The 23,533-nt window shown below is 60.8% G+C and carries 18 protein-coding genes; 7 read left to right on the top strand and 11 right to left on the bottom strand.

Translation table 11 applies throughout. The features are described 5' to 3' along the window. Positions 1-161: 161 nt before the first annotated feature. The gene (parE, locus tag WC811_RS04610) at positions 162-2,171 is read left to right on the top strand and encodes a DNA topoisomerase IV subunit B (protein ID WP_372641448.1); all 2,010 of its coding nucleotides are present in this window, start codon (positions 162-164) and stop codon (positions 2,169-2,171) included. A 55-nt stretch (positions 2,172-2,226) separates the two neighbouring features. Here parE and WC811_RS04605 read toward each other — a convergent pair whose 3' ends face one another. Beyond that, the gene (locus WC811_RS04605; protein ID WP_372641446.1) at positions 2,227-3,633 is read right to left on the bottom strand and encodes a fatty acid desaturase; all 1,407 of its coding nucleotides are present in this window, start codon (positions 3,631-3,633) and stop codon (positions 2,227-2,229) included. A gap of 387 nt (positions 3,634-4,020) precedes the next feature. Between WC811_RS04605 and WC811_RS04600 the strand changes: the two genes are divergently transcribed. Both WC811_RS04600 and WC811_RS04595 read left to right on the top strand, forming a co-directional pair. Then, positions 4,021-4,692 (top strand): aquaporin, encoded by a 672-nt coding sequence (locus WC811_RS04600; RefSeq protein WP_372641444.1) that lies wholly within the window; start codon positions 4,021-4,023, stop codon positions 4,690-4,692. Positions 4,693-4,993: 301 nt separating this feature from the next. Beyond that, on the top strand, positions 4,994-6,712 hold the full coding sequence (locus tag WC811_RS04595) for a DEAD/DEAH box helicase (RefSeq protein ID WP_372641442.1): 1,719 nt from the start codon (positions 4,994-4,996) through the stop codon (positions 6,710-6,712). Between the two features lie 75 nt (positions 6,713-6,787). Here WC811_RS04595 and WC811_RS04590 read toward each other — a convergent pair whose 3' ends face one another. From WC811_RS04590 to WC811_RS04555, 8 genes are all read right to left on the bottom strand, one after another. Beyond that, a complete protein-coding gene (locus WC811_RS04590; RefSeq protein ID WP_372641440.1) occupies positions 6,788-7,195 on the bottom strand; it encodes a TfoX/Sxy family protein in 408 nt (135 codons plus the stop codon). Between the two features lie 24 nt (positions 7,196-7,219). Continuing rightward, entirely contained in the window at positions 7,220-7,603 is a 384-nt protein-coding gene (locus WC811_RS04585; RefSeq protein ID WP_372641438.1) for a HesB/IscA family protein, read from the bottom strand. A gap of 68 nt (positions 7,604-7,671) precedes the next feature. Continuing rightward, positions 7,672-8,142, bottom strand: a complete 471-nt coding sequence (locus WC811_RS04580; protein WP_372641436.1) for an SUF system Fe-S cluster assembly protein — start codon at positions 8,140-8,142, stop codon at positions 7,672-7,674. Positions 8,143-8,154: 12 nt separating this feature from the next. Continuing rightward, on the bottom strand, positions 8,155-9,438 hold the full coding sequence (locus WC811_RS04575; RefSeq protein ID WP_372641434.1) for a cysteine desulfurase: 1,284 nt from the start codon (positions 9,436-9,438) through the stop codon (positions 8,155-8,157). Between the two features lie 4 nt (positions 9,439-9,442). Next, complete coding sequence (gene sufD / locus WC811_RS04570; RefSeq protein ID WP_372641432.1) at positions 9,443-10,780, bottom strand: Fe-S cluster assembly protein SufD; 1,338 nt, start codon at positions 10,778-10,780, stop codon at positions 9,443-9,445. 1 nt (position 10,781) lies between these two features. Then, the gene (gene sufC, locus WC811_RS04565; protein WP_372641430.1) at positions 10,782-11,537 is read right to left on the bottom strand and encodes a Fe-S cluster assembly ATPase SufC; all 756 of its coding nucleotides are present in this window, start codon (positions 11,535-11,537) and stop codon (positions 10,782-10,784) included. Between the two features lie 35 nt (positions 11,538-11,572). After that, the gene (gene sufB / locus WC811_RS04560; protein WP_372641428.1) at positions 11,573-13,042 is read right to left on the bottom strand and encodes a Fe-S cluster assembly protein SufB; all 1,470 of its coding nucleotides are present in this window, start codon (positions 13,040-13,042) and stop codon (positions 11,573-11,575) included. A 55-nt stretch (positions 13,043-13,097) separates the two neighbouring features. Continuing rightward, on the bottom strand, positions 13,098-14,720 hold the full coding sequence (locus WC811_RS04555; protein WP_372641426.1) for an aminotransferase class V-fold PLP-dependent enzyme: 1,623 nt from the start codon (positions 14,718-14,720) through the stop codon (positions 13,098-13,100). Positions 14,721-14,991: 271 nt separating this feature from the next. Between WC811_RS04555 and WC811_RS04550 the strand changes: the two genes are divergently transcribed. Beyond that, complete coding sequence (locus tag WC811_RS04550) at positions 14,992-15,777, top strand: alpha/beta hydrolase (protein ID WP_372641424.1); 786 nt, start codon at positions 14,992-14,994, stop codon at positions 15,775-15,777. 40 nt (positions 15,778-15,817) lie between these two features. Here WC811_RS04550 and WC811_RS04545 read toward each other — a convergent pair whose 3' ends face one another. Then, positions 15,818-16,957 carry an anhydro-N-acetylmuramic acid kinase gene (locus WC811_RS04545; protein WP_372641422.1) on the bottom strand — a complete coding sequence of 380 codons (1,140 nt, stop codon included), beginning with the start codon at positions 16,955-16,957 and terminating at the stop codon, positions 15,818-15,820. A 93-nt stretch (positions 16,958-17,050) separates the two neighbouring features. Here WC811_RS04545 and tyrS point away from each other — a divergent pair, with 93 nt between their 5' ends. Continuing rightward, positions 17,051-18,307: a tyrosine--tRNA ligase gene (tyrS, locus tag WC811_RS04540; protein WP_372641420.1), complete on the top strand. Its 1,257-nt coding sequence runs from the start codon at positions 17,051-17,053 to the stop codon at positions 18,305-18,307. Here the strand turns inward: tyrS and WC811_RS04535 are convergent. Continuing rightward, complete coding sequence (locus tag WC811_RS04535; RefSeq protein WP_372641418.1) at positions 18,304-22,008, bottom strand: AsmA-like C-terminal region-containing protein; 3,705 nt, start codon at positions 22,006-22,008, stop codon at positions 18,304-18,306. The genes tyrS and WC811_RS04535 overlap by 4 nt on opposite strands. A gap of 247 nt (positions 22,009-22,255) precedes the next feature. On the opposite strand from WC811_RS04535, the gene WC811_RS04530 reads away from it, so the two are divergent. Both WC811_RS04530 and WC811_RS04525 read left to right on the top strand, forming a co-directional pair. After that, a complete protein-coding gene (locus WC811_RS04530) occupies positions 22,256-22,723 on the top strand; it encodes a peroxiredoxin (protein WP_372641416.1) in 468 nt (155 codons plus the stop codon). A 234-nt stretch (positions 22,724-22,957) separates the two neighbouring features. Continuing rightward, complete coding sequence (locus tag WC811_RS04525) at positions 22,958-23,491, top strand: polymer-forming cytoskeletal protein (protein ID WP_372641414.1); 534 nt, start codon at positions 22,958-22,960, stop codon at positions 23,489-23,491. The last annotated feature ends 42 nt before the right edge of the window (positions 23,492-23,533 follow it).

Genomic DNA, 23,533 nt, shown 5'->3' with positions numbered 1-23,533 from the left:
CAAGTTGCAGGTCTGCCACAAAACCGAAACGCCATGGTAGCCCGAGGCCGCGTCGGGCTATAAGGAACTCTCCGAGATTCGCTTCAGTGGCCCAGTCGTCCCGCGTCCCGCCGCTTCTTCCCGAATGCGTGGTTACGCCAATGCACGACTGAGGGCCGCCGATGAGCCGATCGCAAACTGACCTCTTTCCGGAATTCGAAAGCGAAATGACTGAGAAATCGTCGCGTGCCCGTAAGCCAGTCGTCGAAAGTGGCTATAGCGAGCAAGATATCGAAGTGCTCGAAGGTCTGGAGCCGGTTCGCCGTCGCCCCGGCATGTACATTGGTGGCACCGACGAAAAGGCCATGCACCACCTCTTCGCCGAGGTGATCGACAACTCCATGGACGAAGCCGTCGCCGGCCACGCGACCTGGATCGAGGTCGAATTCGAGGCGGACGGCTTCCTGAGCGTCACCGATAACGGTCGCGGCATTCCGGTCGGCCCGCACCCGAAATTCAAGAACAAGAGCGCGCTTGAAGTCGTGCTGACGGTGCTGCACGCTGGCGGCAAGTTCGATTCGAAAGCCTACAACACGTCGGGCGGCCTGCACGGCGTCGGCGTTTCGGTCGTCAACGCACTGTCGGAAACCCTCGAAGTTCAAGTGGCGCGCGATCAGCAGCTCTATCGCATGGTTTTCTCGCGCGGCGAGCCGCAGACCAAGCTCGAAAAGCTTGGCTCCATCATGAACCGGCGCGGCACCAAGGTCCGCTTCAAGCCGGACGAGAAAATCTTCGGCAAGGGCGCGGCCTTCAAACCGGCTCGCCTGATGAAGATGGCGCGCTCGAAAGCCTATCTGTTCGGCGGCGTCGAAATTCGCTGGAAATGCGCGCCCGAACTCATCAAGGACGACACTCCCGCCGAAGCGAAATTTCATTTCCCTGGCGGCCTCAGCGATTACCTGACCTCGTCGATCGAGGGCCAGACGCGCGTCACGAAGGATATCTTCGCGGGCCGAACGTCCAAGGAAAATGGCCACGGCTCGGTCGAGTGGGCCATTGCCTGGATTTCCGACGAGGACGGTTTCTCCTCGTCGTATTGCAATACCATTCCGACGGCCGAAGGTGGCACCCACGAGAACGGCTTGCGACAGGCGCTCTACAAGGGGCTCCGGGCCTATGGCGACCTGGTCAACGCGAAAAAAGCCCAGCAGATCACGTCCGAGGATGTGATGGGCACAGCCGCGTCCATGCTCTCCGTCTTCATCCGCGAACCCGAGTTCCAGGGCCAGACCAAGGACAAGCTCGCGACCGTCGAAGCGACCAAGATCGTCGAAACCGCCGTGCGCGACGCTTTCGATCACTGGCTTGCTGATTCCCCGCAACAGGCAACGAAGCTTCTGGAATGGGCGATCGACCAGTCGGATGAGCGTCTGAAGCGCCGCCGCGAGAAAGAGGTCGGCCGTCAATCCGCAACGCGTAGGCTCCGTCTTCCCGGCAAGCTTGCCGACTGCTCGATCCAGCAAGCGGCTGGCACCGAGATCTTCATCGTCGAAGGCGACTCGGCCGGCGGCAGCGCCAAGAGCGCTCGCGACCGCGAAACGCAGGCGATCCTGCCCCTACGCGGTAAAATTCTGAACGTCGCGAACGCATCGTCCGCGAAGCTCTCGCAGAACCAGCTTCTTGCCGACTTGATCCAAGCGCTCGGCGTCGGCACGGGCACCAAGTATCGCGACGACGACCTACGCTACGAGCGCGTGATCGTCATGACTGACGCCGACGTCGACGGCGCCCACATCGCCTCGCTGCTGATCACCTTCTTCTACCAGGAGATGCCGGAACTCGTCGAAAACGGCCATCTCTTCTTAGCCGTGCCGCCGCTCTATAAGATTTCCGACAAGAGCGACGTCGTCTATGCGCGGACCGAAGTGCATCGGGACGAACTACTGGCGACGCACTTCAAGAACAAGAAGCCGAAGGTCACGCGCTTCAAAGGCCTCGGCGAGATGGACTTCAAGGATCTGAAAGAGACGACGATGGACAAGAAGCGCCGCACGCTTCTGCGCGTCGATATTGCCGAAAGCGCCCGCGAGGGCCTTCCCGAGGCCGTCAATGCGCTGATGGGCTCGAAGCCGGAAGCGCGCTTTCGCTTCATCCAGGAAAACGCTGCCTTCGCCAAAGATCTCGATATTTAATCCGGCACACGCTCTCCCCTTGGGGAGAGGGTCAGGCGAGGTGTTCGCAACTTCGCTACTCGCCCCGCGATGAAGCTTCATTCTCGCGTTGAATGGCGGCGGCGCCGCTGACCTTCGCATACTCCAGCGTGTCGGTATCGACGTAGACTTCGCCGTCCGACTTCGGCGCATACTTCTCGCCGAGCACTTCGATAACGGTCGGATTGCGTTCCTCAACCACGCCGTGCGGCGAGTTGAAGTAGCCTTCGACCACGATCCCCTTCTCGCGATATTGCGGATCCTGCAGCAACAGCTCGTGCAAACCCTTGAGCTTGTAGTGGGGCACTGACGCGTAGATATGGTGCGGCAGGTGATAATCCATGCCGAACGGAAACACCGCATAGCGGATGAACGGGTTGACGAGGAACACGCGCGTATTCGTGTAACGCCCGCGATCGGCGTTACCGTGCTGCACCCATTGGCGCATGATCATAAACAGCGGAAACGCGGTGAAGAGCGGCAGGATCCACAGCAGGCCATAATAGTCCCATGCCGGTCCCCAGCCCGCGACCTGGATCGCAGTCAGCGCCGAATAGACGATCGCCATATAAACGATGCGGCTGATGTTCGTTGCTCGGTGAGAAATCACCGTATCGACGTGCGCGTGCGGCAGCTTGTTTTCATCGAGGAAATAGAAATATGCGATGACGATAGCGGCCATACCGGCAAGAGCCGCGAACGCCCACTCTCCGTGTCCGGTCTTGATCAGCGTGATGGCCGCGATCGGCGCCGCTACGGCATAAATGACGCCAGCCAGCGTCGGCAGGCGCTCACCCTTGCGCTCGCGATCCATATAGGGGTTGTTGTCCGTCCCGAGAGCGCTGTAACGCGCGCGCACGATCATGTAGCGGAACAGGTTTGGTAGCCAAAGCTGCTTCCCGAGTTCCTTCAGCATCTCGACATGCGTGATCGGGAAGTCGAGATCGTGACCGCTCTCCTGCAGCTGCGCCCAATCGGGATCGCGCAGCGGATCGTTGATGAACTGGTGATGCGCCAGATGGTGCAACCGGTATTGGAACGTCGAGGTGTAGATCGGAAACCCGCCAAGCCAGTCGGACACGGCTTCGTTCAAGATCTTGTTCTCGAACAGCGTGAAGTGCGTGCCCTCATGGATGACTCCACCGAACTGGTGCTGCGACGCCCCGACCGCGGCGATGCACACGAGCGTCGCTGGGATATTCCACCACCAGCCGAGACCGGCGGCCGCCACGGCGCCGTAGCTCCAGATCGTCAAACCGATGGATCCGATGATGACGAGATAAACAAACCCGATGTGCGCGAAGTTGGTGGTGTTATCGCGCTTCTTCAGGTCCCGTATCGCCTCGCCTCGGCGGATGCCCCGCGGCCGGGCGTCTGCGGTCTCCGCAGTCGCCTCCCGGGCGGCAATGCTGCCCGCCACCGCCGAACCAGCCTTCACTGTCATCGCTCGAAATCCTTGCGAATTTGCACGTACGCCGCTGCATCCATAGATGATGCGCGCGAACCAGACGCAACAGCGCCCTCCACTCTAACTCTGATATTCAAGCAGTAGACGGCGCCGCCGAACCGGTATCTACCGCGCTGACTTATCGGCCAGAAAGTCAATTTCATTGATACGACAAATAAGCTCTTCTGAGTTGTGGAGCCTCGTTAACATTTTTTCAACCCGAACGGTCCCGCCGCCCTCGCTCCCGGGGCCGACATGTTGCAGTGATGCGTCTGTCCAAACACCCCGATTCGCGTTCACCAAGGGGGCAAAAGGGGCAGTCGGTCTGCATCTCCGGCGCAAGCCGCGAGGTCAAGCCAGAGGGATACAAGGAGAATATTCCACATGAATACGAGAGCATTAGCCGCAGAAGCGTTCGGAACGTTCATGCTCATGTCGGCCATTTTTGGCTCGGCCTTCTACTCTTTCGGAGCACCTTCCGGCGCTGCCGGAATCCTCGGTGTCGCGTTTTGCATCGGCATCACCGTCATGGTGACGGCCTTTGCGATTGGCCACGTCTCGGGCGGCCACTACAATCCCGCAGTAACGCTCGGTCTGGTTGCGGGCGGCCGTTTCGATATAAAATCGGCCATTCCCTACATCATCGCCCAACTCATCGGGGCCTGCGCATCCGGTGTGATTTTCTCTCTTGTCGGCCATACGAGCCCGACGTTCGCTGCCAACGGCTACGGCGAGCTTTCGATGTTAAAGGCGAGCCTCTCTGAGGTGTTTATCCTCGAAACCGTGTTGACCGCGTTCTTCCTCGTCGTGATCATGGGCGTGACGCGGGCAAATCATCCCTCCATGATGGCACCCATCGCTATCGGCTTGGCCCTGACGGCGATCCACATCATGTCGATCCCGATCTCGAACACCTCGGTCAATCCGGCGCGAAGCTTCGCCCCGGCAGTCTTTGCTGGTGGCGTTCCTCTGTCGCAGATCTGGATGTTCTTCGTGGCGCCTATTCTTGGCGGCGCTATTGGCGGCGTCTTTGGCCGGTGGCTGCTCGAAGAATAGCAGCTTCGTAAAGTTGAGCTTTAGGGCCGAAATTCGCCGCCCTAAAGCTCCCCTGTGACACAACCTCGCGGTTCCCCACACCCAAATTAGTGGGTTTTTCTTGCGATTCCCCGGGATGTATGCGAGCACGCAAACGTGCCGGAGCGCAGGGGATCGATTTGCGCATTTTTTAAATGCTTTTTTTGATCCGCACTCCTATTCGGCTTAGGTCCTTTCGGCACCCGTCCCCCTGCGCTCTCGAAAGACTGTCTGTCGCCTCGCGCCGGACAACCCGATCGTGTGCAGATGGAGATAGGTACTTTTGGAAACCAAGACGTTCGCTGACCTCGGGCTTTCGCCTAAGGTTCAGGTAGCTATTACGGCTGCGGGTTACACCATACCAACCCCAATTCAAGCCGCAGCCATTCCGGTCGCGGTGACCGGCCGAGACGTCCTCGGCATTGCCCAGACGGGCACCGGCAAAACAGCTTCCTTCGTTCTCCCGATGATCACGCGCCTCGAGTCCGGCCGCGCGCGTGCGCGCATGCCCCGCTCGCTCATCCTTGCGCCGACGCGCGAACTCGCCGCCCAGGTCGCGCAGAGCTTCGAGAAATACGGCATCAATCACAAGTTGTCGGTGGCGCTCCTGATTGGCGGCGTCTCGATGGACGATCAGGTGAAGAAACTCGACCGCGGCGTCGACGTCCTGATAGCCACTCCCGGCCGCCTTCTCGACCATTTCGGCCGTGGCCGCGTCATGCTGATGGGCGTCGAAATCCTCGTCATCGACGAAGCCGACCGCATGCTCGACATGGGCTTCATTCCCGACATCGAGAAGATCTGCAAGCTACTGCCGCCGCGCCGCCAGACGTTGTTCTTCTCGGCGACGATGCCGCCTGAAATCACGCGCCTCGTCAATCAGTTCCTGAATAACCCCGAGCGTATCGAAGTCGCGAAACCCGCGACGACCGCCAAAACGATTACGCAGCGCTTCGTCTATTGCTCGAACGGCGAAGACTGGGCCAAGCGCGAAGTCCTGCGCGACCTTATCCGCGATGGCAACGTCAAGAACGCCATCATCTTCTGCAATCGCAAGCGTGACGTCGCCGTTCTGTTCAAGTCGCTCGCCAAGCACGGCTTCAATGCCGGCGCTCTCCATGGCGACATGGACCAGTCGAGCCGCACCGAAACACTCGACAAGTTCCGCAAGGGCGAGATCATGCTGCTGGCCGCATCTGACGTCGCCGCCCGTGGCCTCGATATCCCCGAGGTGTCGCACGTCTTCAACTTCGACCTGCCTTGGGCTGCCGACGACTACGTTCATCGCATCGGCCGAACCGGCCGCGCCGGTCACGAAGGGCATTCCATTTCCCTCGTAAGCCCCGACGACCTGAAGTTCGTCAAGGACATCGAAAAGGTAACCGCTGAGACGGCCGTGTGGCTCGGAGATCCGCCAAGCGAAGACGACATTGCCGGCGCCGGCAAACGTCGCCGCGGTCGCGGTGGCCAGACTCGCGGCGCAGCGCCCGAAAAGTCGGGACGGCCAGCGCGAGGTGGCTCGCGGAGCGGCCATCGCGAACCACGACCTGCATCAGAACGGCCTCAAGGCGAACGGCCAGCCGAACGGACGGCGGAACCTCGCACTGAGCGCCCCAAGGCTCAACCGCCGGCACGGGAGCAAGATCGTGTGCCCGCGCCAGTTCGCGCCGAACAGCCCGCGGATCGTCCCGCCCGCAACAGCGAACAGCGTGCCGACCAGCCGAGGCGTGAACGCCAACCCCACCGTGAACAGGCCAAGCGCGAGCGCGCCCCGAGCGACCAACCGACGGTCGACGCCTGGACGGACGAGCCGAAAGCTCCACGTCGCAGCGAGCGAACCCCTGAGAAGCGGCAGGCCGCGCAGGAACAGCCCCGCAAGTCCGCTCCGCCTCAGAAGGCTCCGGCTCCTCAGAAGGGCGGCGATCGGTTGGGTTTTGCTGAAAACATCCCGGCGTTCATGCGCAAGCCGCCACGCCCGATGAAAGTCCCCGGCCGGGGTTGAGACGATAACCCTCTCCCTTCGGGGAGAGGCAGTCCTCCAACCATCGCGAAACCGAGGATGGGCAACCATCCGGCATCACCGCGCCGTTGATTTGGCTTTCGGCAATGCCTTTGCTTTGGACCTCTTAGCGGGAGATTTCCCCGCCTTCGCTCGGGAAGCCTCACGCGCAGCTGCAACCGACGCGCGCGCCCAATCCTGCAGCTCATCCGTTTCATCAAGCAGTCGCTCCGGCAACCGCCAATAGGACCGAAGCTCCGCCAACCCCTTCTTCGTCATGTAACTGAACGGCCGCGAACCCTCGGCTTCGAACATCGCGCGTGTCGCGTCCGATGTTTTGAAATAAATCGCCCCATCGTCGATGAGGGCAAAGAACGTCGCGTCGAAATAGACGCCGATACCGCCGAACATGCGCCGCCCACTGACGTCGCCAGCACGCTCCAGAGCTTCCTTCAATATTTCGAGAAGATCGTCGTTCGCGGACATGGAGCCGACCCGCCCGCGCTTGCGTCAACCGGCCGGCGCGAACCCCTGCGGCGTCGCGGGTTCGAGATTGACGCTCTCGCCGCAGCCGCATGCGCTCTTTTGGTTCGGGTTGTTGAACACGAACTGCGACGACAGCTTATCGGTCTTGTAGTCCATCTCGGTGCCGATCAGGTACATGATCGCAGCCGGATCGATGAGCACGACGGCACCCTTGTCCTCGATGACTTCATCGAATTTACCGATCTCTTCCGCCCAGGTCATGGTGTATTCCATGCCCGCACAGCCGCCTTTTTTGATGCCGATCTTGAGCGCCTTGATACCCGGCTTCTGCGCAAGAAGGCCCGACACGCGCACCGCAGCGGCATCGGTCAACGTCATGACTTTTGGCATCATTCTAAGCGACGGCACATCGGCCTCCGTAGATCGTAACTTCGCTGCAACTATATGGGTGTTCGCCGTCCAAAACGATACCCTCGTCAAAACATTCCGACCGCCAGCCGCGCTTCGTCCGACATTCGGCTTTGATCCCAGGGCGGATCGAACACGATGCTGACCTTCGTCCCTGCCACTCCCGGCACCGCATTAACGGCGTTTTCGACCCAGATCGGCATCTCGCCCGCGACCGGGCAGCCCGGCGCCGTCAGCGTCATTTTGATGTCAACGTTGCGGTTGTCGTCGACCTCGACCTTGTAAATCAGCCCGAGTTCGTAAATGTCGGCCGGGATTTCCGGGTCGTAAACGGTCTTGAGCGCCGCAACGATATCGTTCGTCAGGCGCTCGATTTCTTCCGGCGGCAGCAAAGACGTCTCCGACCCGGCATCCGCCGCTGGGGTGTTCGCGGCCGGATCCGGCGCCACGCCTCCATCGGGCGGCGACGTCGGCGGCGCGTCCAGCGCTTCGACCGCAGCCTTCAAAATTTCGCGATCTTCGATTTGCTTCCCGTCCATGCGGAAGCTCCTTTAAGTGAAAAGGTCATGCGCCTTGGTGAGCGCGGTAACCAGCGCGTCAGCCTCGGCTTTCGTATTGTACAACGCGAAGGATGCGCGGCAGGTTGCAGTCACGCCCAGGCGCTCCATCAACGGCTGCGCACAATGGTGGCCGGCGCGGACGGCAACGCCCGACCGGTCGATGATTGTCGACACATCGTGAGGGTGTAACCCATCCACTGCGAACGAGAAAATCGCGCCTTTGCCAGGTGCTGTGCCGTAAAGCTTGAGCCACGGCAGTTCGGCCAGCCGCTCGGCGGCGTAGGCGCCGATCTCGGCTTCGTAGCGCGCAATCTTCTCGCGGCCGATCTGCATCATGTAATTCAGCGCCGCGCCCAAACCAACGGCTTCGACGATTGCCGGCGTTCCGGCCTCAAACCTATGTGGCGGCTCGTTATACGTGACATTATCGAGCGTCACGCTTTCGATCATATCCCCGCCGCCTTCGTAAGGCGGCATCGACGCCAGCAATTGGCGCTTGCCATAAAGCACGCCGATCCCCGACGGGCCGTAGGTCTTGTGCCCAGTGAAAACATAGAAATCGGCGTCAAGATCCCGCACGTCGACGCCCATGTGAACCGCCGCCTGACTACCGTCGACCAGCACCGGCACACCCTTCGCATGGGCAATGCGAATAATCTCCTTCACTGGATTGATCGTGCCGAGCACATTCGACATGTGCGTCACGGCAACGATCTTGGTGCGACTGGTGATCAGGCTGTCGAGCTTCTCGATGATCAGCTCGCCGCTGTCTGTCATTGGTGCCCACTTGAGCACGGCACCATTCCGCGCCCTCAGGAAATGCCACGGCACGATGTTGGCGTGGTGCTCCATGATCGTGATGACGATCTCGTCGCCTTCGCCGATCCGCGGTTCCCCGAATGATCGCGCCACGAGATTGATCGCGCTCGTCGCATTGCGCGTGAAAATGATCTCGTCCGCATGCTCGGCGTTGAGAAAGCGGCGCACCGTCTCGCGTGCCGCTTCGTATTTGTCGGTCGCCGTATTCGATAGAAAATGCAGCCCGCGATGCACATTCGCGTATTCGAAGCGATAGGCATGATCCATCGCCTCGATGACGGAGAGCGGCTTCTGAGCCGAAGCGCCGTTGTCGAGATAGACCAGCGGCTTGTCGTTCACTTCGCGGAAAAGGATCGGAAAATCGGCGCGAATGCGCTCGACGTCGTAAGGCGCACCTGTAAGCCCTGCTTGCGATGCCGCGCTCCGGGCGACGGCGATGATTGATTCACGACCCATTGTTTTATCCGTGCCGCGAGCGATCGAGCCACTGAATGGCGTAAGCCGTCAGCGCATCCCGAAGCTGTTCGTTTTCCACCTTCTCGATGGCTTCACCAATAAAGGATTCGATCATCAGCGCCCGCGCTTCTTTCTCCGGAATGCCCCGCGAACGGCAATAGAAGAGAAGGTCGGCATCGAGCTCGGCAACCGTCGTTCCGTGACCGCAGACGACGTCATCCGCGTAGATCTCAAGTTCGGGCTTTGAATCGAATTCCGCGTCTTCCGAAAGCATCAAGGCCTGCGACATCTGCTTGCCGTCGGTCTTCTGCGCATCGGGGCGAACGATGATCTTACCCTGGAACACGCCGCGGCCGTGATCGTCCAGCACGCCCTTGAACAGCTCCCGGCTCTCGCAACGCGGCACCGCATGATCGACGACGAGGGTCGTGTCGATGTGCTCGGCGCGGCGCGCGAGATAGGCGCCCGAAATGTCGAGCTTTCCGCCCTCGCCCTCGAAAATCACGTTGAGACCATTTCGCGCCAGGCCGAGCCCGGTCGAGAATTGGAAGTTGCGATAGGTTGCATCGGCGCCGAGCGTAACATCGCAATTGGAAAGGTGCAGCGACTTGCCTTCATCGACCGCGACCTTCGCATGACGAAGCGTCGCGCCTTTGCCGACCGTCACTTCCGTCAGCGAATTGAGTTGCGCCTCATGCGACGCGCCGGGCAAAACAACATGCGCTTCAATGACGGTCGCGGATGCGCCTTGCCCCATCGTCACGAAATTCCGTACCGCGACGGACGAAGCGTCGGACCCCGCACGAACAAAAACGATCAGCAGAGGCTTTGGGACCGACGCCCCTTCGGCAACGGTCACGACGGCGCCGTCGGTCATGAAGGCCGTGTTCAGCGCTTCGACCGCGTCGCCGCCTTCCGGTGTCGAGGCCAGCGCCGCGCTCACGTCTTCCGTTGCGGAAGCCAGCATTTGGCCAAGCGCCGCGACCTCAAGGCCCGCTTCATCGGCTACGTCGCCAAGCTCGGCCCGATGGTTCCCATTGACGAACACGATCCGACGCGCGTCGACGTGCGCCAACGGCCCGAGCGCCACAATCAATTCCGCGATTGTCAAAGGCGTCGCGCGGTCGACGGCCGGCGGAAAAACCTCTTTCACGTTGGCGCGAAGATCGGTGTATTTCCATTCCTCAATGCGCCGGTGCGGCAAACCGAGACCGCTGAATGCGCCGATAGCTTGCGCCCGCCGCTCTTGCACCACAGCGCTTCCTGGAAGCGTCTCCGCGACGGCCTCGAAGCTCTCCGAAATGGCCTGCTCGGCCTTCGTCTTCATGATCGCTACGTTCATGTCACGCTGCCTTGTGAGTGTATTCAGCGTAGCCCGACTTTTCGAGTTCGAGCGCAAGCTCTTTTCCGCCGGTCTTCTGAATGCGGCCATCGGCGAGCACATGCACCTTGTCGGGCACGATGTAGTTCAACAGTCGCTGATAGTGCGTAATGACGACAAACGCGCGATCTTTGGCTCGCAGCGCGTTGACACCATCCGAAACGACGCGCAACGCGTCGATATCGAGACCGGAATCCGTTTCATCGAGAACGCACAGCGTCGGCTCCAGAAGCGCCATCTGCAAGATCTCGGAGCGCTTCTTCTCGCCGCCGGAAAAACCGACGTTGACAGGCCGCTTCAGCATCTCGACGTCGATGTTGAGGTTCTGACCCTTTTCCTTCACGAGTTTGAAGAACGCGGGCGTCGTCAGCTCGGCTGCGCCACGCTTCTTGCGCACCGAATTCAGCGCCGTCCGCAGGAACGTCAGCCCAGCGACGCCCGGAATTTCCATCGGATATTGAAACGCCAGGAACACGCCTTTCGCTGCGCGCTCGTCGGGCTCCATGTCGACGATCGACTCGCCGTTCCATAGGATGTCGCCGTCGACGATCTCATAGCCGTCGCGCCCTGCTAGTACATAAGCGAGCGTCGACTTGCCCGAGCCGTTCGGCCCCATGATGGCGTGAACTTCGCCGTTCGGCACGTTGAGCGACAGCCCCTTGAGAATCATCCGATCCTCGTCCGCGAGCTTCACGTGCAGGTTTTTGATTTCAAGCATTTCTCGTACCTTTAGAACAAATTCAATTGCGGCTCTTAGCCGACCGAACCTTCAAGCGAGATGCCGATCAGCTTCTGGCTTTCGGCCATGAACTCCATCGGCAGCTGTTGCAGCACGTCGCGAACGAACCCGTTGACGACAAGCGCGATCGCCTCTTCCGACGAAAGCCCGCGCTGACGGCAATAGAACAGCATGTCGTCAGAGATCTTCGACGTCGTCGCCTCGTGCTCGAAGTGCGCGCTAGAGTTTTTCGCTTCGATGTAAGGCACGGTGTGCGCACCGCATTTATCGCCGATCAGAAGCGAGTCGCAGTTCGTGAAATTGCGCACGTTCGTCGCCTTGCGGTGCGCTGTAACAAGCCCGCGATACGTATTCTGCGAATAGCCCGCTGCGATGCCTTTCGAGATGATGCGGCTCGACGAATTCTTGCCGAGATGGATCATCTTGGTGCCGCTGTCGACCTGCTGATAGCCGTTCGAAACCGCGATGGAGTAGAACTCACCGCGCGAATAGTCGCCACGCAGGATGCAGCTCGGATACTTCCAAGTGATCGCCGAGCCGGTCTCGACCTGCGTCCACGAAATCTTCGCGTGATGACCACGGCAGTCGCCGCGCTTCGTCACGAAGTTGTAAACGCCGCCCTTACCCTGCGAGTCGCCGGGATACCAGTTCTGCACGGTCGAATATTTGATCTCGGCTTCATCCAGCGCCACCAACTCGACGACCGCTGCGTGCAGCTGATTTTCGTCGCGCATCGGCGCCGTGCAGCCTTCGAGGTAGGAGACGTAGGCGCCCTTGTCCGCGATGATCAGTGTGCGCTCGAACTGTCCGGTCTGCTTCGCGTTTATGCGGAAGTACGTCGAAAGTTCCATCGGGCATCGCACGCCTTCCGGCACGTAGACGAACGAGCCGTCCGAGAAGACAGCCGAATTCAACGCCGCATAGAAGTTGTCCGACTGCGGCACAACGGAGCCGAGATATTTCTTCACCAGCTCCGGATACTCGCGCACGGCTTCCGAAATGGAGCAGAAGATAACGCCGGCCTTCTTCAACTCCTCCTTAAATGTCGTCACGACCGAAACGCTATCGAACACGGCATCGACCGCGACGCGCGACGTCTTAACGCCCGCGAGGATTTCCTGCTCCCTGAGCGGAATGCCGAGCTTTTTATACGTTTCGAGCAGCTCTGGATCGACCTCGTCGAGGCTCTTCGGCCCCTCCGTCGATTTCGGCGCGGAATAGTAATAGAGGTCCTGAAAATCGATCCTCGGATAATGGACCTTCGCCCACGTCGGCTCCGTCATCGCCTTCCAGCGCGTGAACGCTTCGAGCCGCCAATTCAAAAGCCACTCCGGCTCGCCTTTCTTGGCCGAGATGAAGCGCACGGTCGATTCATCGAGGCCCTTCGGCGCCGTGATGCTGTCGATTTTCGTCTCGAAACCGTATTTGTACTGGTCGACATCGATCTTGCGAACTTGATCGATCGTCTCCTGAACAGCAGCCATTTCCACGTCTCTCTTTTTTACGCGCCGCCATTCGGCAGCACTTTAAATCTAGCCGTCACGCCGCAAGTGCTGGCGCGCCTACAATCGTCTTCCACGCAGCAAGAAACGCTGCGATGTCATCCTTCGTCGTCGTGCCGCCGAGACTGATGCGGATCGTGCTCGACGCGATATCGTGCCCTAATCCCATCGCCTCCAGAACATGGCTCGCGCCAACCTTGCCCGACGAGCAGGCAGAGCCCGCGCTTACGGCAATACCCGCCAGATCCAGGCGAATGACGAGCGTTTCGGCGAGTTTGCCCGGAAGCGCCACCGCCGTCGTATTCGCGATCCGCGACGCGCCTTCGCCGGCGATTACAGCATTAGGACTGATGCGCTTGATCTCCGCCTCGAGACCATCGCGCAAAGCGCCGACGACGTTTATCGCTGTAAGATCGCGAAGCGCCGCTTCGGCAGCCGCCCCGAACCCCGCGATACCAGCGACATTCTCCGTCCCAGCGCGACGGCGACGCTCCTGCCCACCGCCCCTGAGCAACGGCACAAGATCCACATGGTCACGAATGACGAGCGCGCCAACCCCCTTCGGGCCGCCGAATTTGTGCGCGGAAATCGCCAGCGTATCGACGTCGAGCGCGGCGAAATCAATCGCCAAGCGGCCCGCTGCCTGCACCGCATCGGTGTGCATCTTGATGCCGTGCGCGCGGGCAAGTTCCGCAATTTCAGCCACAGGCTGAATGACGCCCGTTTCGTTGTTGGCCAACTGCACAGCGATGATAGCAGGACGCACGATGCCCGGCGACGTCAAGAGCCCGGCGACGTCTTCGACCTTAATCACGCCGTCCGGCCCGACCGGCAGCATGACAATCTCGGCGCCCGCCGCTCGTGTCGGCGCCAGCACGGAATCATGCTCGATGCCGCTCGTCAAAATCGTCGCCCAGGGTTGCGATAACGCCCAGGCGTTGGCTTCGCTCGCGCCGCTTGTGAATACGACCTCGGACGGCTTCGCGCCGACCAGCCTTGCCACGCTCTCGCGCGCAGCTTCTACCATCGACCGGGCCCTGCGACCTTCCGCATGCACCGACGACGGATTGCCGACGATTTCGAGAGCTTCGATCATCGCCGCCTTGGCTTCCGCCCGGAGCGGCGCCGTCGCGTTGAAATCGAGATAGGTCCGTCCGACCGTCGCCCGCATTGGCAGGGGCGACGCAGACCGCGAGCGCGCCGAATACCGGCCGCCCGCGACTACATCCGCCAAACGAACCGAAGCCAGAAACGTCCCCGTCGTTTCGCTCAGCGCGCTCCACAGCCCATGCGTCACGCACGGCGTCACGGAAGAGCAGCGTGGATCGTTGTGAGAACAGCGGGTGAAGCGGGTGTCTTCTTCAACCGCGTCCATGATGTCGGCGACGGAAATTTCTTCAGCGGGCTTCGCGAGGCGATAGCCGCCGGAACGGCCACGGGCACTTTCCACGAGGCCACTGCGCCGCAACGGGACAAAGAGTTGTTCGAGATAAGCGAGCGGCAAACTCTGACGCTCAGCAACAGTGGACAGCGGCGTGGCGCCATCCTCGGCATGCCCGGCAAGGTCAGCCATGGCCATGACCGCATACCGGCCTTTGGTCGTCAGTTCCAACGTCTCGATCTCCGGACTATCGTCGCCCCAAGTGGCGGCGGAATCCAAACCCGCGCATCCTTAGCTTGCATCCGGCACCCCGGACTGTGCTAAGAGAGCCGCCCTAGCGGAAGGGTCGTGCGTTTACCAACGCCAAGCCCTACATTTCGAACGGTTCTAAAGTTATGGAAATCCTGAGCGCTGGAGTCAAGGATTGAGAATTCGACCCACAAGGATTTGAACGCCAAAAGGTCGCATCCGGCTCCGCCCAAGTCACCCAGATTTCTAACCGAGCTCATTCACACGCCCCATTCACAAGAACGAGACCGAGTAACTCCTGATGCCCGAACTCATTATAAACGGCCCCGGCGGACGCCTTGAGGCCCGTTACCACCACGAAAACAACGCCGATAGCCCGATCGCACTCATCCTGCATCCCCACCCGCAATTCGGGGGCACGATGAACAACCAGATCGTCTATTCGCTCTACCATACCTTCGCCGCACGCGGATTTTCCGTGCTGCGTTTCAATTTCCGCGGCGTCGGTCGCAGCCAAGGCGTCTGGGACGGCGGCCCGGGCGAACTCGCCGACGCGGCGTCCGCGCTCGACTGGCTCCAACTCGTCAAGCCCGACGCCAAGACCTGCTGGATTGCCGGCGTATCGTTCGGCACCTGGATAGCGATGCAGCTTCTTATGCGCCGCCCCGAGGTCGACGGCTTCATCTGCGTCGCCCCACCTTCGAACCTCTATGATTTCTCGTTCCTGGCTCCGTGCCCCTCGTCCGGCCTGATCATCAACGGTGACATGGACCGCGTCGTCCCGACGGCTTCCGTCGTCGAAATGGCGGCGAAGGTGAAGGTCCAGAAGGGCATCAAGATCACGCACGAGATCGTCCCCGGCGCCAACCACTTCTTCGAGAACAAGACCGAAGAAATGGGAAGCATTGTCGGTTCCTACCTCGACGATCGCATGATCCAGTTCGAGCAGGATCGCGAGCGCAACAAGGAACGCGAGCGCGAACGTGAGCGCGAACGTCAGCGCCAGCGCGAACTCGAACGTATGGAATCGCAGAGCACTCCGGCCCCGGCTGCGAGCGGCGGCGACGACGACAGCGACGACGAGTAACGCTCCGAGCGAGCGGAATCGGCGCCCAATCGGTGTCCGGTCAGTGAATAACGTGAGCGGCGGGATCGACCCTGAGGCCACCGCTCATCGGTTCCTGCACCCCTGTTGTGCCGGGGAATGTAATCGGCAGCCCGCGCAGCGAGCGGACCGCAAGATAGGCCCAAGCTTCCGCTTCCAGGCTGTCCCCATCCAGTCCGACCGCTTCCGCCGGCGCGACCGCATGCTGGACCTGTTCTGCGAGCATTCGCATCATCGTTCGGTTGTGACGGCCACCACCGGCGACGACCCAGAGTTCCGGCTCGCTCGGCATATGTTCGCGGGCTTTTGCAATCGCGCGGGCGGTGAAAGCGGTCAGCGTCGCCGCTCCATCTTCCGTGCTCAACGCATTTACGGCTTCCGTATCGAATGCATTTCGGTCGAGCGATTTCGGCGGCGTTTCCGCGAAGAAACCGTCGCTCAAGAAGGCAATGACCGCCTCTTCGTCGACTTGACCTTGCGCCGCCGTCGCGCCGCTGGAATCCAGATATGCCCCGGTTTTCCGTAGCATCCAATCATTGATCAGCGCGTTCCCTGGGCCGGTATCGAACGCGATCAGCGTCCCGTCGCGGCCGATCCAGGTGACGTTCGCGACGCCGCCAATATTGACGATCGCAATCGGTCGTTGCGGCAGTTTCGCCGCGAGGGCGCGATGATAGACGGGGACCAGCGGGGCTCCTTCGCCGCCGGCTTCCACATCGGCCGCCCGCAGGTCATAGACGACCGGACAACGGGTGAAATTCGCCAGCAGATCGCCAAGTCCAAGCTGCACCGTCAATCCGATTTCCGGGCGGTGCAGCACCGTCTGGCCGTGAAACCCGATCACATCGACCGACGATCCTTTGACGCCGGTCTCCTTGAAAAACTGCGCGACGGCGACGCCGTGGCATTCGGTCAGCGCCCGCTCGGCTTCCACCAGCGAATACGGTCGCTCCTCGCGCGATCGAAGATCCTTGGCATCCCCGATGGCGTTGACAAGCATCCGGCGCATGGAATCTTCGTACGGAAACGTCCTCGCCGGGCCGCGAACCACTTGGTCCTCGCCATCCGTTTCGATCAAAGCCACGTCGATGCCATCGAGCGAGGTCCCGCTCATCAGTCCGACCGCTTTCATCAACTTGCCCATAGCGACCTTCCCGTGCATGGTGCCGCCGCCCCGCGGCGGAGCCGCAAAACCACCGAGCGGCACGGCCTCAAAACATAGCTCGCGACGATCGAAGTGAAAGCCTGAACTGCAATGACGACACCGAATTCCGAATTTCTCAAGACCATGACCGAGCGTGGCTTTCTCCACCAGTGCTCGGATCTCGCAGGGCTGGATAAGCTCGCGGGCGACGGCCGCATCGTGGCCTATGTCGGCTACGATTGCACGGCCCCTTCGCTGCACGTCGGCTCGCTGATCTCGATTATGATGCTGACTTGGCTCCAGAAGCACGGTGGCAAACCCATCGCGCTGATGGGCGGCGGCACGACCCGTGTCGGCGATCCTTCGGGCAAGGACGAGACGCGGCAAATACGTTCGGTCGAAGAGATCGAAGCCAACAAGACCGGTATGCAGCAGGTCTTTGCGAAATTTCTCCACTTCGGCGATCGGACCTCCGACGCCATGATGGTCGATAACGCCGAGTGGCTGGCGCCGCTCAACTACATCGAGTTTCTGCGAGATGTTGGCCGCCATTTCTCGGTCAACCGCATGCTGACGATGGATAGCGCCAAGCTGCGTCTCGATCGCGAGCAGGAGCTGTCGTTTATCGAATTCAACTACATGCTGTTGCAGGCCTACGATTTCGTCGAACTCAATCGGCGCTATGGCTGCAACCTGCAGATGGGCGGCTCCGATCAATGGGGCAACATCGTCACCGGCATCGACCTCGGCCGCCGCATGGGCGCCAAGGAGCAACTCTACGCGTTGACCTGCCCGCTGCTGACGACGGCATCCGGCGCCAAGATGGGCAAGACCGCTGCCGGCGCCGTCTGGCTCAATGAGGCGCAGCTTTCCGCCTACGACTACTGGCAATTCTGGCGCAACACCGAAGACGCCGACGTCTCGCGCTTCCTGAAGCTTTTCACGTTTCTGCCGCTCGACGAAATCGCCAAGCTCGAACAGCTTTCGGGCTCCGAGATCAACGAGGCAAAGAAGGTGCTCGCCACGGAAGCGACGGCGCTGCTGCACGGCCGCGACAAAGCTGACGCTGCCTCCGAGACCGCGCGCAAGACATTCGAACAGGGCGCGCTCGCAGCCGATCTTCCGACGGTCGAAATTCCGCGCGGCGATCTCGACGCCGGACTCGGCATTTTATCGGCGTTTGTAAAAGCCGGGCTCGTCGCCTCCAACAGCGAGGCCCGCCGTCAAATCCAGGGCGGCGGCCTCAAGGTCAACGACGAAGCCGTGACGAGCGACAAAGCAAACCTCACCACCGCCGACGCCGGATCGGCCGGCGTCATCAAGCTTTCGCTCGGCAAGAAGAAGCACGTACTTTTAAAGCCCGTCTAGTGGCTGGTCGTCGTCGACGACCAGCCGTCGACCGCTTGGGCCTCAGCCTTCGGAGCGACTTTTTTCGCTTTGGCCTGCGACTTTGATTTCGACTTGGGTTTGCTCGGTGCCGGCGGGTCGTCGGGAGGTCCAGCGCGAATGGCGCTCACGGCCGGCGCCTGTCGGCCGCCATCGTCGCGAACCTGAATGGTCGGGTCCATCGACGTCATCTGGAAGATGTCGCGGAAGATCCCGGGCGCGACGAGAGAAAACGGATTGACGATAACTTGCGGTGATGATGTCGGTCCTTGCACCGCGAAGGTCATGCCCAAAATACCTTCGCCCTGCGTCCCCGACAGGATCTGGCCAAGCACCGGAATATCCCCAAGCGCACCGTTGAGGCCCTGCAGCGGAATATAGGTGCCCCCGATGTTCACGCGCTTGGTCCTGAAATCGACCTTGCCCCTGAGCGTCGCACCAAGCAGCGGCCCTTTCAAATACGACTCTTGCAAAACGAATTGCCCATAGCCGACTGAAAACGGCGCGCGCATTCTGTTGAACTCGAACACTTCGCGCGTCACGCTCTGGTTGCCGCTGATGGCCGGACGGCCGCTATCCGCGCTGCTGACGACCTCCGTCACGATCGAGTCGCCGAGAATTCTAAAATTGTCGACGACGAGCGTCCCCGTCTTTTCCGCCGGACCCGAGCCGTCGAGCCCGACCTCGAGGCGCATGCGTCCACCCTGCATGTTCGGATAGAAATTGACGAGCTTCATGACCTGCCCGGCGTCGGTCGATGTCACGACGAGGCGACGCGAACCCGAACTTCCATCGAGCGAGGCGACCAGCGGAGCGCCCCCGTCGAGCGTACCCCGAGCGTCGAGGCTCGACAGGTTTCCGTTTCGCGTTTCGACCTCCGCCTTGAGATTGCGCAGCGAAACATCGGAGCTGCCGATCATGTTGGCAATATCGAGCGAGACGTGTGTTCCCTTCGCCGCCGGCTTGTCCTTGCGGTCCGGGCCGTTGCCCACGCTAAACAGCGACTTGAAGAAATTGCGACCGTCGTAGTTTGAGCCGCTGATGTTGACTGTCCAGAAATCGTCGCTGCTTCGTTTGCCGTCAACGTCGAGTTTCGAAATGACGTTGAGATTAAGCCCCGGAAAATCGAATTCCTTGATCTTGTTGTCCGGACCGAACAGGATCTGGCCATCAGCCGCGATATTGTCGCTGATCACCTTGAAATTCTGCAATTCCGTGTCGCGCGTCGGCGTTGTCACGACATCGGTATCGAGTGACGCCGTCCGCCCAGGAGCCTTGCGCCACTGCAATTTATCAATGGTGATCTCGGCATTCGTCAGGTCGGCATGGACCTTGATCGCGGGTTCGGGACGATCGCCTTTCTGATACGAAATCTCGACCGGCACGACACCATGCACCATATCGTTGATATCGAGACCGAGTTGCGTTCGGTCGGTTTCGTCAAGCTTCGCGACGATTTTCAGCGGCGGCTGCTCACCCGCGTCCGGTCCGAGCAGGCGTTGCGCGACGACCTTTGCGGGAACGCCATTGACGAGCAGGTCGCCTTTCGCATCGAGAGACGTCTCGGTCAGGTTGAGATCGAGCGTGAAGCCCTGAACATCGAAGCGTCCAGCGACCTTTCCAAAGCGTCCATCCGAAATCCGCGCCTTCCCCGTAATGGTCATGTCATCACCCGTCACTCCCGGAAAGAGCGGCAGCTTGATCGCGAATTGCGCATTGACTTTTCCTTCGCCCGCCTTCGGCAAAGGCGACGCTTGGCGGACCGCCTTAACGGGGAGCTGCTCGATCGCCTCGACAAACGGCCCAAGATCGCCGGTCGCCGTCAGTGCGATCTCGCCGTTTGGACGTGGCGACATAATATCGTCGGCGCGCATCACGCCGTCGCTGAGCGGCACCTGCCTTCCGTCCGGCAGCGTGACCGAGCCCTCGGGAACGACGATACGAAGCGCGTTGTCTTGAAGTTGGATCGACGCCGATGGCGCCGTAATCGGCAGCATACCCGGGAGCGGCGTGAACACCGCATTTTCAGCTTCGAAGTCTGCGGTGGCCTTCTCCGTCGCGGTCTGCACCGTACCCGGCTCGATGCCGCCGACATTGCTGTTCGTAAACGTCAGCGTGCCGCCTTTGAAATCGACGGCGGTCACGTTCTTGCCGACCCAGTCGCGCGAGCCGGTTGCCACCGCGCGCGGCCAGAGCGCCTTCAGCGTGTTGAGCGGCATCGGCGAAACGTGAAATTCTGCCGACATACTCTGGCCCTCGGGCCTCGCCTTCATCGAAGCTTTGACGGTCGCCTCGCCGCCACCGCCCGCAAGGCGGAACTCGTGGAGGTCGACCAAACCGCGACGCGGAATGACCGTCCCGCTTGCCGTCCAACTGTCGATCGACACCGGCGGCACGTTGAATTCCGGTGCCTCGAAAACCCCGTTCTTGCCGTCGACGGCAAATTTCCAGGTCGGAGGCTCCGATCCCGTCGCGACGTCCATCATGCTGCCGGTGAACATGATCGTCCCGTCCGCCCATTTGACCGGGCTCGGCTTCAGATCCCAGCGCTTGCCCTTGCCGTCGTAGACAAGTTTGAACAGGCCAGCCGTTACGTCCATGGGCTGGACCATATAGGGCAGCCGCGCGCGGCCCTGACCGACCTCGACCGCGAGGTCCGCAGCTTCAATGTCGCCGACCGTCGAAAGATTGACCGTCGCATCGCCCGAAACCGGAAATTCGAAGTTGCCGAGGAGCGCGAGCGGCGGCGCCGCCGAAGCCAGCGTCGACGGCACCAGATCGCGCACCGTCGCCTTCACCTCGAGCTTCCCCGTCTGCTCACTCTCATCTGTCAGGAAGGACACCGACCATGGCCCTCTCGGCGAGGCGACGGTTGCCCGGCCCGAAATGACGCTCCGCCGCGTCGCATGATCGAAATCGACGCTAGCTTCGTCGATCCGCCACGAACTGCGCCGGCCTTCATAATCGACGACGAGGGTCGCGTTCGAAATCCCGAATTCCGTCAGATACGACGTTGCATCGAGCCGTTGGCGCGCCCGGCGCGAAGACTCGCTGAGCATCTTCGCGAGATTGACTTTCGTTCCTGTCGCGGCGGGCTCCTGGGTGACAATCGTCGTTCCGGCCGAACCCACGGCGGCAGCTGCGGCGGGTGAGCCAGCATCCGGATGCAGAGGCACCGGCTTTGGAATGGCCCGCTCGAACACGAAGCCCGACTGCTCCGAATAGGCGAGCGCGATAATAGGATCGATCAGCTCGATACGGGCTGGAACGATGCGCGCCCGCATCAGCGCTCCCATCGAAATCTTCACGGCCGCGAGTGGCGACGAAAGCACCACGTCTCCGCCCTTCTCGAGCACGCTGACGTCTCGCAGCCGGAACTCAAGTTCACCCGTCGGCCCCAGGCGCAGCTCCGCGCCATCGATCTTCACCGAACTGGTGATAAGTTCGGCGTTGATGCCCTGTTCGATCGGCGCGACGACGAAGTCGAATGCGATCGGGCCGTGCCGAAGCCGCACATACAAAATGCCGATCGCCATGACCGCAAACAGTGTCAGCGGCATCACCAGATAGAACAGGATCCGACAGCCACGAAAGAAATGCCGCACGCTTCGAGCCACGGCCGTGTCGTCTGGCAGCGCAGGAGGCGGCGATGCCGGGTCATCTCGCTGTGGAGGTGCCGACATGCGTTGCGAGGCATTTCGCTGCGCGTTTTGGTCAGCGCCGCGCCGAATAGGAGCGCGTCCGCCGGTTACCAGTCTCGTCAACTCCGCTCCTCAAAAACCCCTGCCAGCCCGTTGCGGACCGGTCTCCCGTACTGTAGCCGGGAACGGACGGAAAATGCTTTCAAAAGAAAGTCTAAACCCCTTGGCCCCCGCCACATGCAATGTCAGCTACTAGCGGGAAAAACGACAAAAGAAAGGCACTTTCAAGATGATCGAAGACGGCTCGAAGGCGCCCAACTTTGCGCTGCCGGACGACACCGGCGAAAAGGTCCAACTCTCGAAGCTCAAAGGCCGTCCGGTTGTCGTGTATTTCTATCCGAAAGACGACACCTCGGGCTGCACGCGAGAGGCCAAGGACTTCACCTGTCTCGCCGACGATTTCGCGGCAGCCGGGGCTGAACTCATCGGCATTTCGCCCGACAGTCCCGCAACCCACCGGAAATTCAAATCGAAACACGAGCTTTCCATTCGATTGCTCGCCGACGAGCAGAAGGAAGCCGCCAATGCCTATGGCGTATGGGTCGAAAAATCGATGTACGGCCGAAAATATATGGGGATTGAACGCTCCACGTTCCTGATCGACAAAGGCGGCAAGCTCGTCAAAAGCTGGCGCAAGGTCAAAGTTCCTGGGCACGCCGAAGAAGTCCTCGCTGCACTCCGAGCGCTTAAAACGTAACCATACCCGCCATAACATTAGCCACCGTTGATCTTCCGCCACACTTCTTCCTCAAGAAGAGAGCTGCTGCGTCAAGACGGGGAATTTCCGGTGGAAAGCCTCTGGGGATACGGTGGACTGACGCTTCAAAAGTGCTACGCGAATCAAACGCGCTCGTCGCAAAGCGATATTGTGATGCGTTGAGTCGCTTCGGGTGCGGATCGTTGCTTAAGTTGTGTTAGAGGGAAGTCCGACATGTTGCCAAATTTCCGCCGTTCCGAGCCTGAGTTGTCGAAATCTCAGCCGACGGGGTCCGCAACCGACACGAACCCTGCATCCACCGCTCCGACGTTTCAGCCGCGCCCCTTCTTGACGGTCCCCCGTGCGGCCGCCAACGGTCCGAAATCGATGTCGGTTATTGGAGCTGATCTCACCATTTCCGGCAATCTCATCTGCAAGGGTGAAGTCCAGGTCGACGGCACAGTCGAGGGCGACATCTTGGGTAGCAATGTCGTCATCGGCGAGGGCGCGACCGTCACCGGCAGCATTTCCGGTGAGGAAGTCATCGTCCGCGGCCATGTCATCGGCACAGTTCGTGGCCGCCGCGTGATGCTGCAGACGACCAGCCAGGTCGAGGGCGACATCTATCACCAGTCTCTATCCATCGAGCAAGGCGCGCTGTTCGAAGGCAAATCTCGCCGCACCAAGGAAGATCCCCGCACGGTCGAGATCAAGTCCGAGCCGATCGGCTTCGTTCTGCCTTCGCGCCCGCCTGAATTGCCGAACTGAGTTTACACGACCCCAAACCCCCAAGACCCTTCCCCCAAGGGT

This window comes from Hyphomicrobium sp. (assembly GCF_041659645.1).
Taxonomy (GTDB): domain Bacteria; phylum Pseudomonadota; class Alphaproteobacteria; order Rhizobiales; family Hyphomicrobiaceae; genus Hyphomicrobium_B.
The sequence above is the reverse complement of the archived record's forward strand: the minus strand, read 5'-3'. Positions and strand labels throughout refer to the sequence as shown.

Coding starts and splice junctions, on each gene's coding strand:
- parE (WP_372641448.1), top strand. CDS start 162: ATGAGCCGATCGCAAACTGACCTCTTTCCGGAATTCGAAAGCGAAATG.
- WC811_RS04605 (WP_372641446.1), bottom strand. CDS start 3,633: ATGACAGTGAAGGCTGGTTCGGCGGTGGCGGGCAGCATTGCCGCCCGG.
- sufB (WP_372641428.1), bottom strand. CDS start 13,042: ATGGCTGCTGTTCAGGAGACGATCGATCAAGTTCGCAAGATCGATGTC.
- WC811_RS04525 (WP_372641414.1), top strand. CDS start 22,958: ATGTTGCCAAATTTCCGCCGTTCCGAGCCTGAGTTGTCGAAATCTCAG.
- sufC (WP_372641430.1), bottom strand. CDS start 11,537: ATGCTTGAAATCAAAAACCTGCACGTGAAGCTCGCGGACGAGGATCGG.
- WC811_RS04530 (WP_372641416.1), top strand. CDS start 22,256: ATGATCGAAGACGGCTCGAAGGCGCCCAACTTTGCGCTGCCGGACGAC.
- tyrS (WP_372641420.1), top strand. CDS start 17,051: ATGACGACACCGAATTCCGAATTTCTCAAGACCATGACCGAGCGTGGC.
- WC811_RS04580 (WP_372641436.1), bottom strand. CDS start 8,142: ATGGACGGGAAGCAAATCGAAGATCGCGAAATTTTGAAGGCTGCGGTC.
- WC811_RS04600 (WP_372641444.1), top strand. CDS start 4,021: ATGAATACGAGAGCATTAGCCGCAGAAGCGTTCGGAACGTTCATGCTC.
- WC811_RS04590 (WP_372641440.1), bottom strand. CDS start 7,195: ATGTCCGCGAACGACGATCTTCTCGAAATATTGAAGGAAGCTCTGGAG.
- WC811_RS04550 (WP_372641424.1), top strand. CDS start 14,992: ATGCCCGAACTCATTATAAACGGCCCCGGCGGACGCCTTGAGGCCCGT.
- WC811_RS04575 (WP_372641434.1), bottom strand. CDS start 9,438: ATGGGTCGTGAATCAATCATCGCCGTCGCCCGGAGCGCGGCATCGCAA.
- sufD (WP_372641432.1), bottom strand. CDS start 10,780: ATGAACGTAGCGATCATGAAGACGAAGGCCGAGCAGGCCATTTCGGAG.
- WC811_RS04545 (WP_372641422.1), bottom strand. CDS start 16,957: ATGCACGGGAAGGTCGCTATGGGCAAGTTGATGAAAGCGGTCGGACTG.
- WC811_RS04535 (WP_372641418.1), bottom strand. CDS start 22,008: ATGTCGGCACCTCCACAGCGAGATGACCCGGCATCGCCGCCTCCTGCG.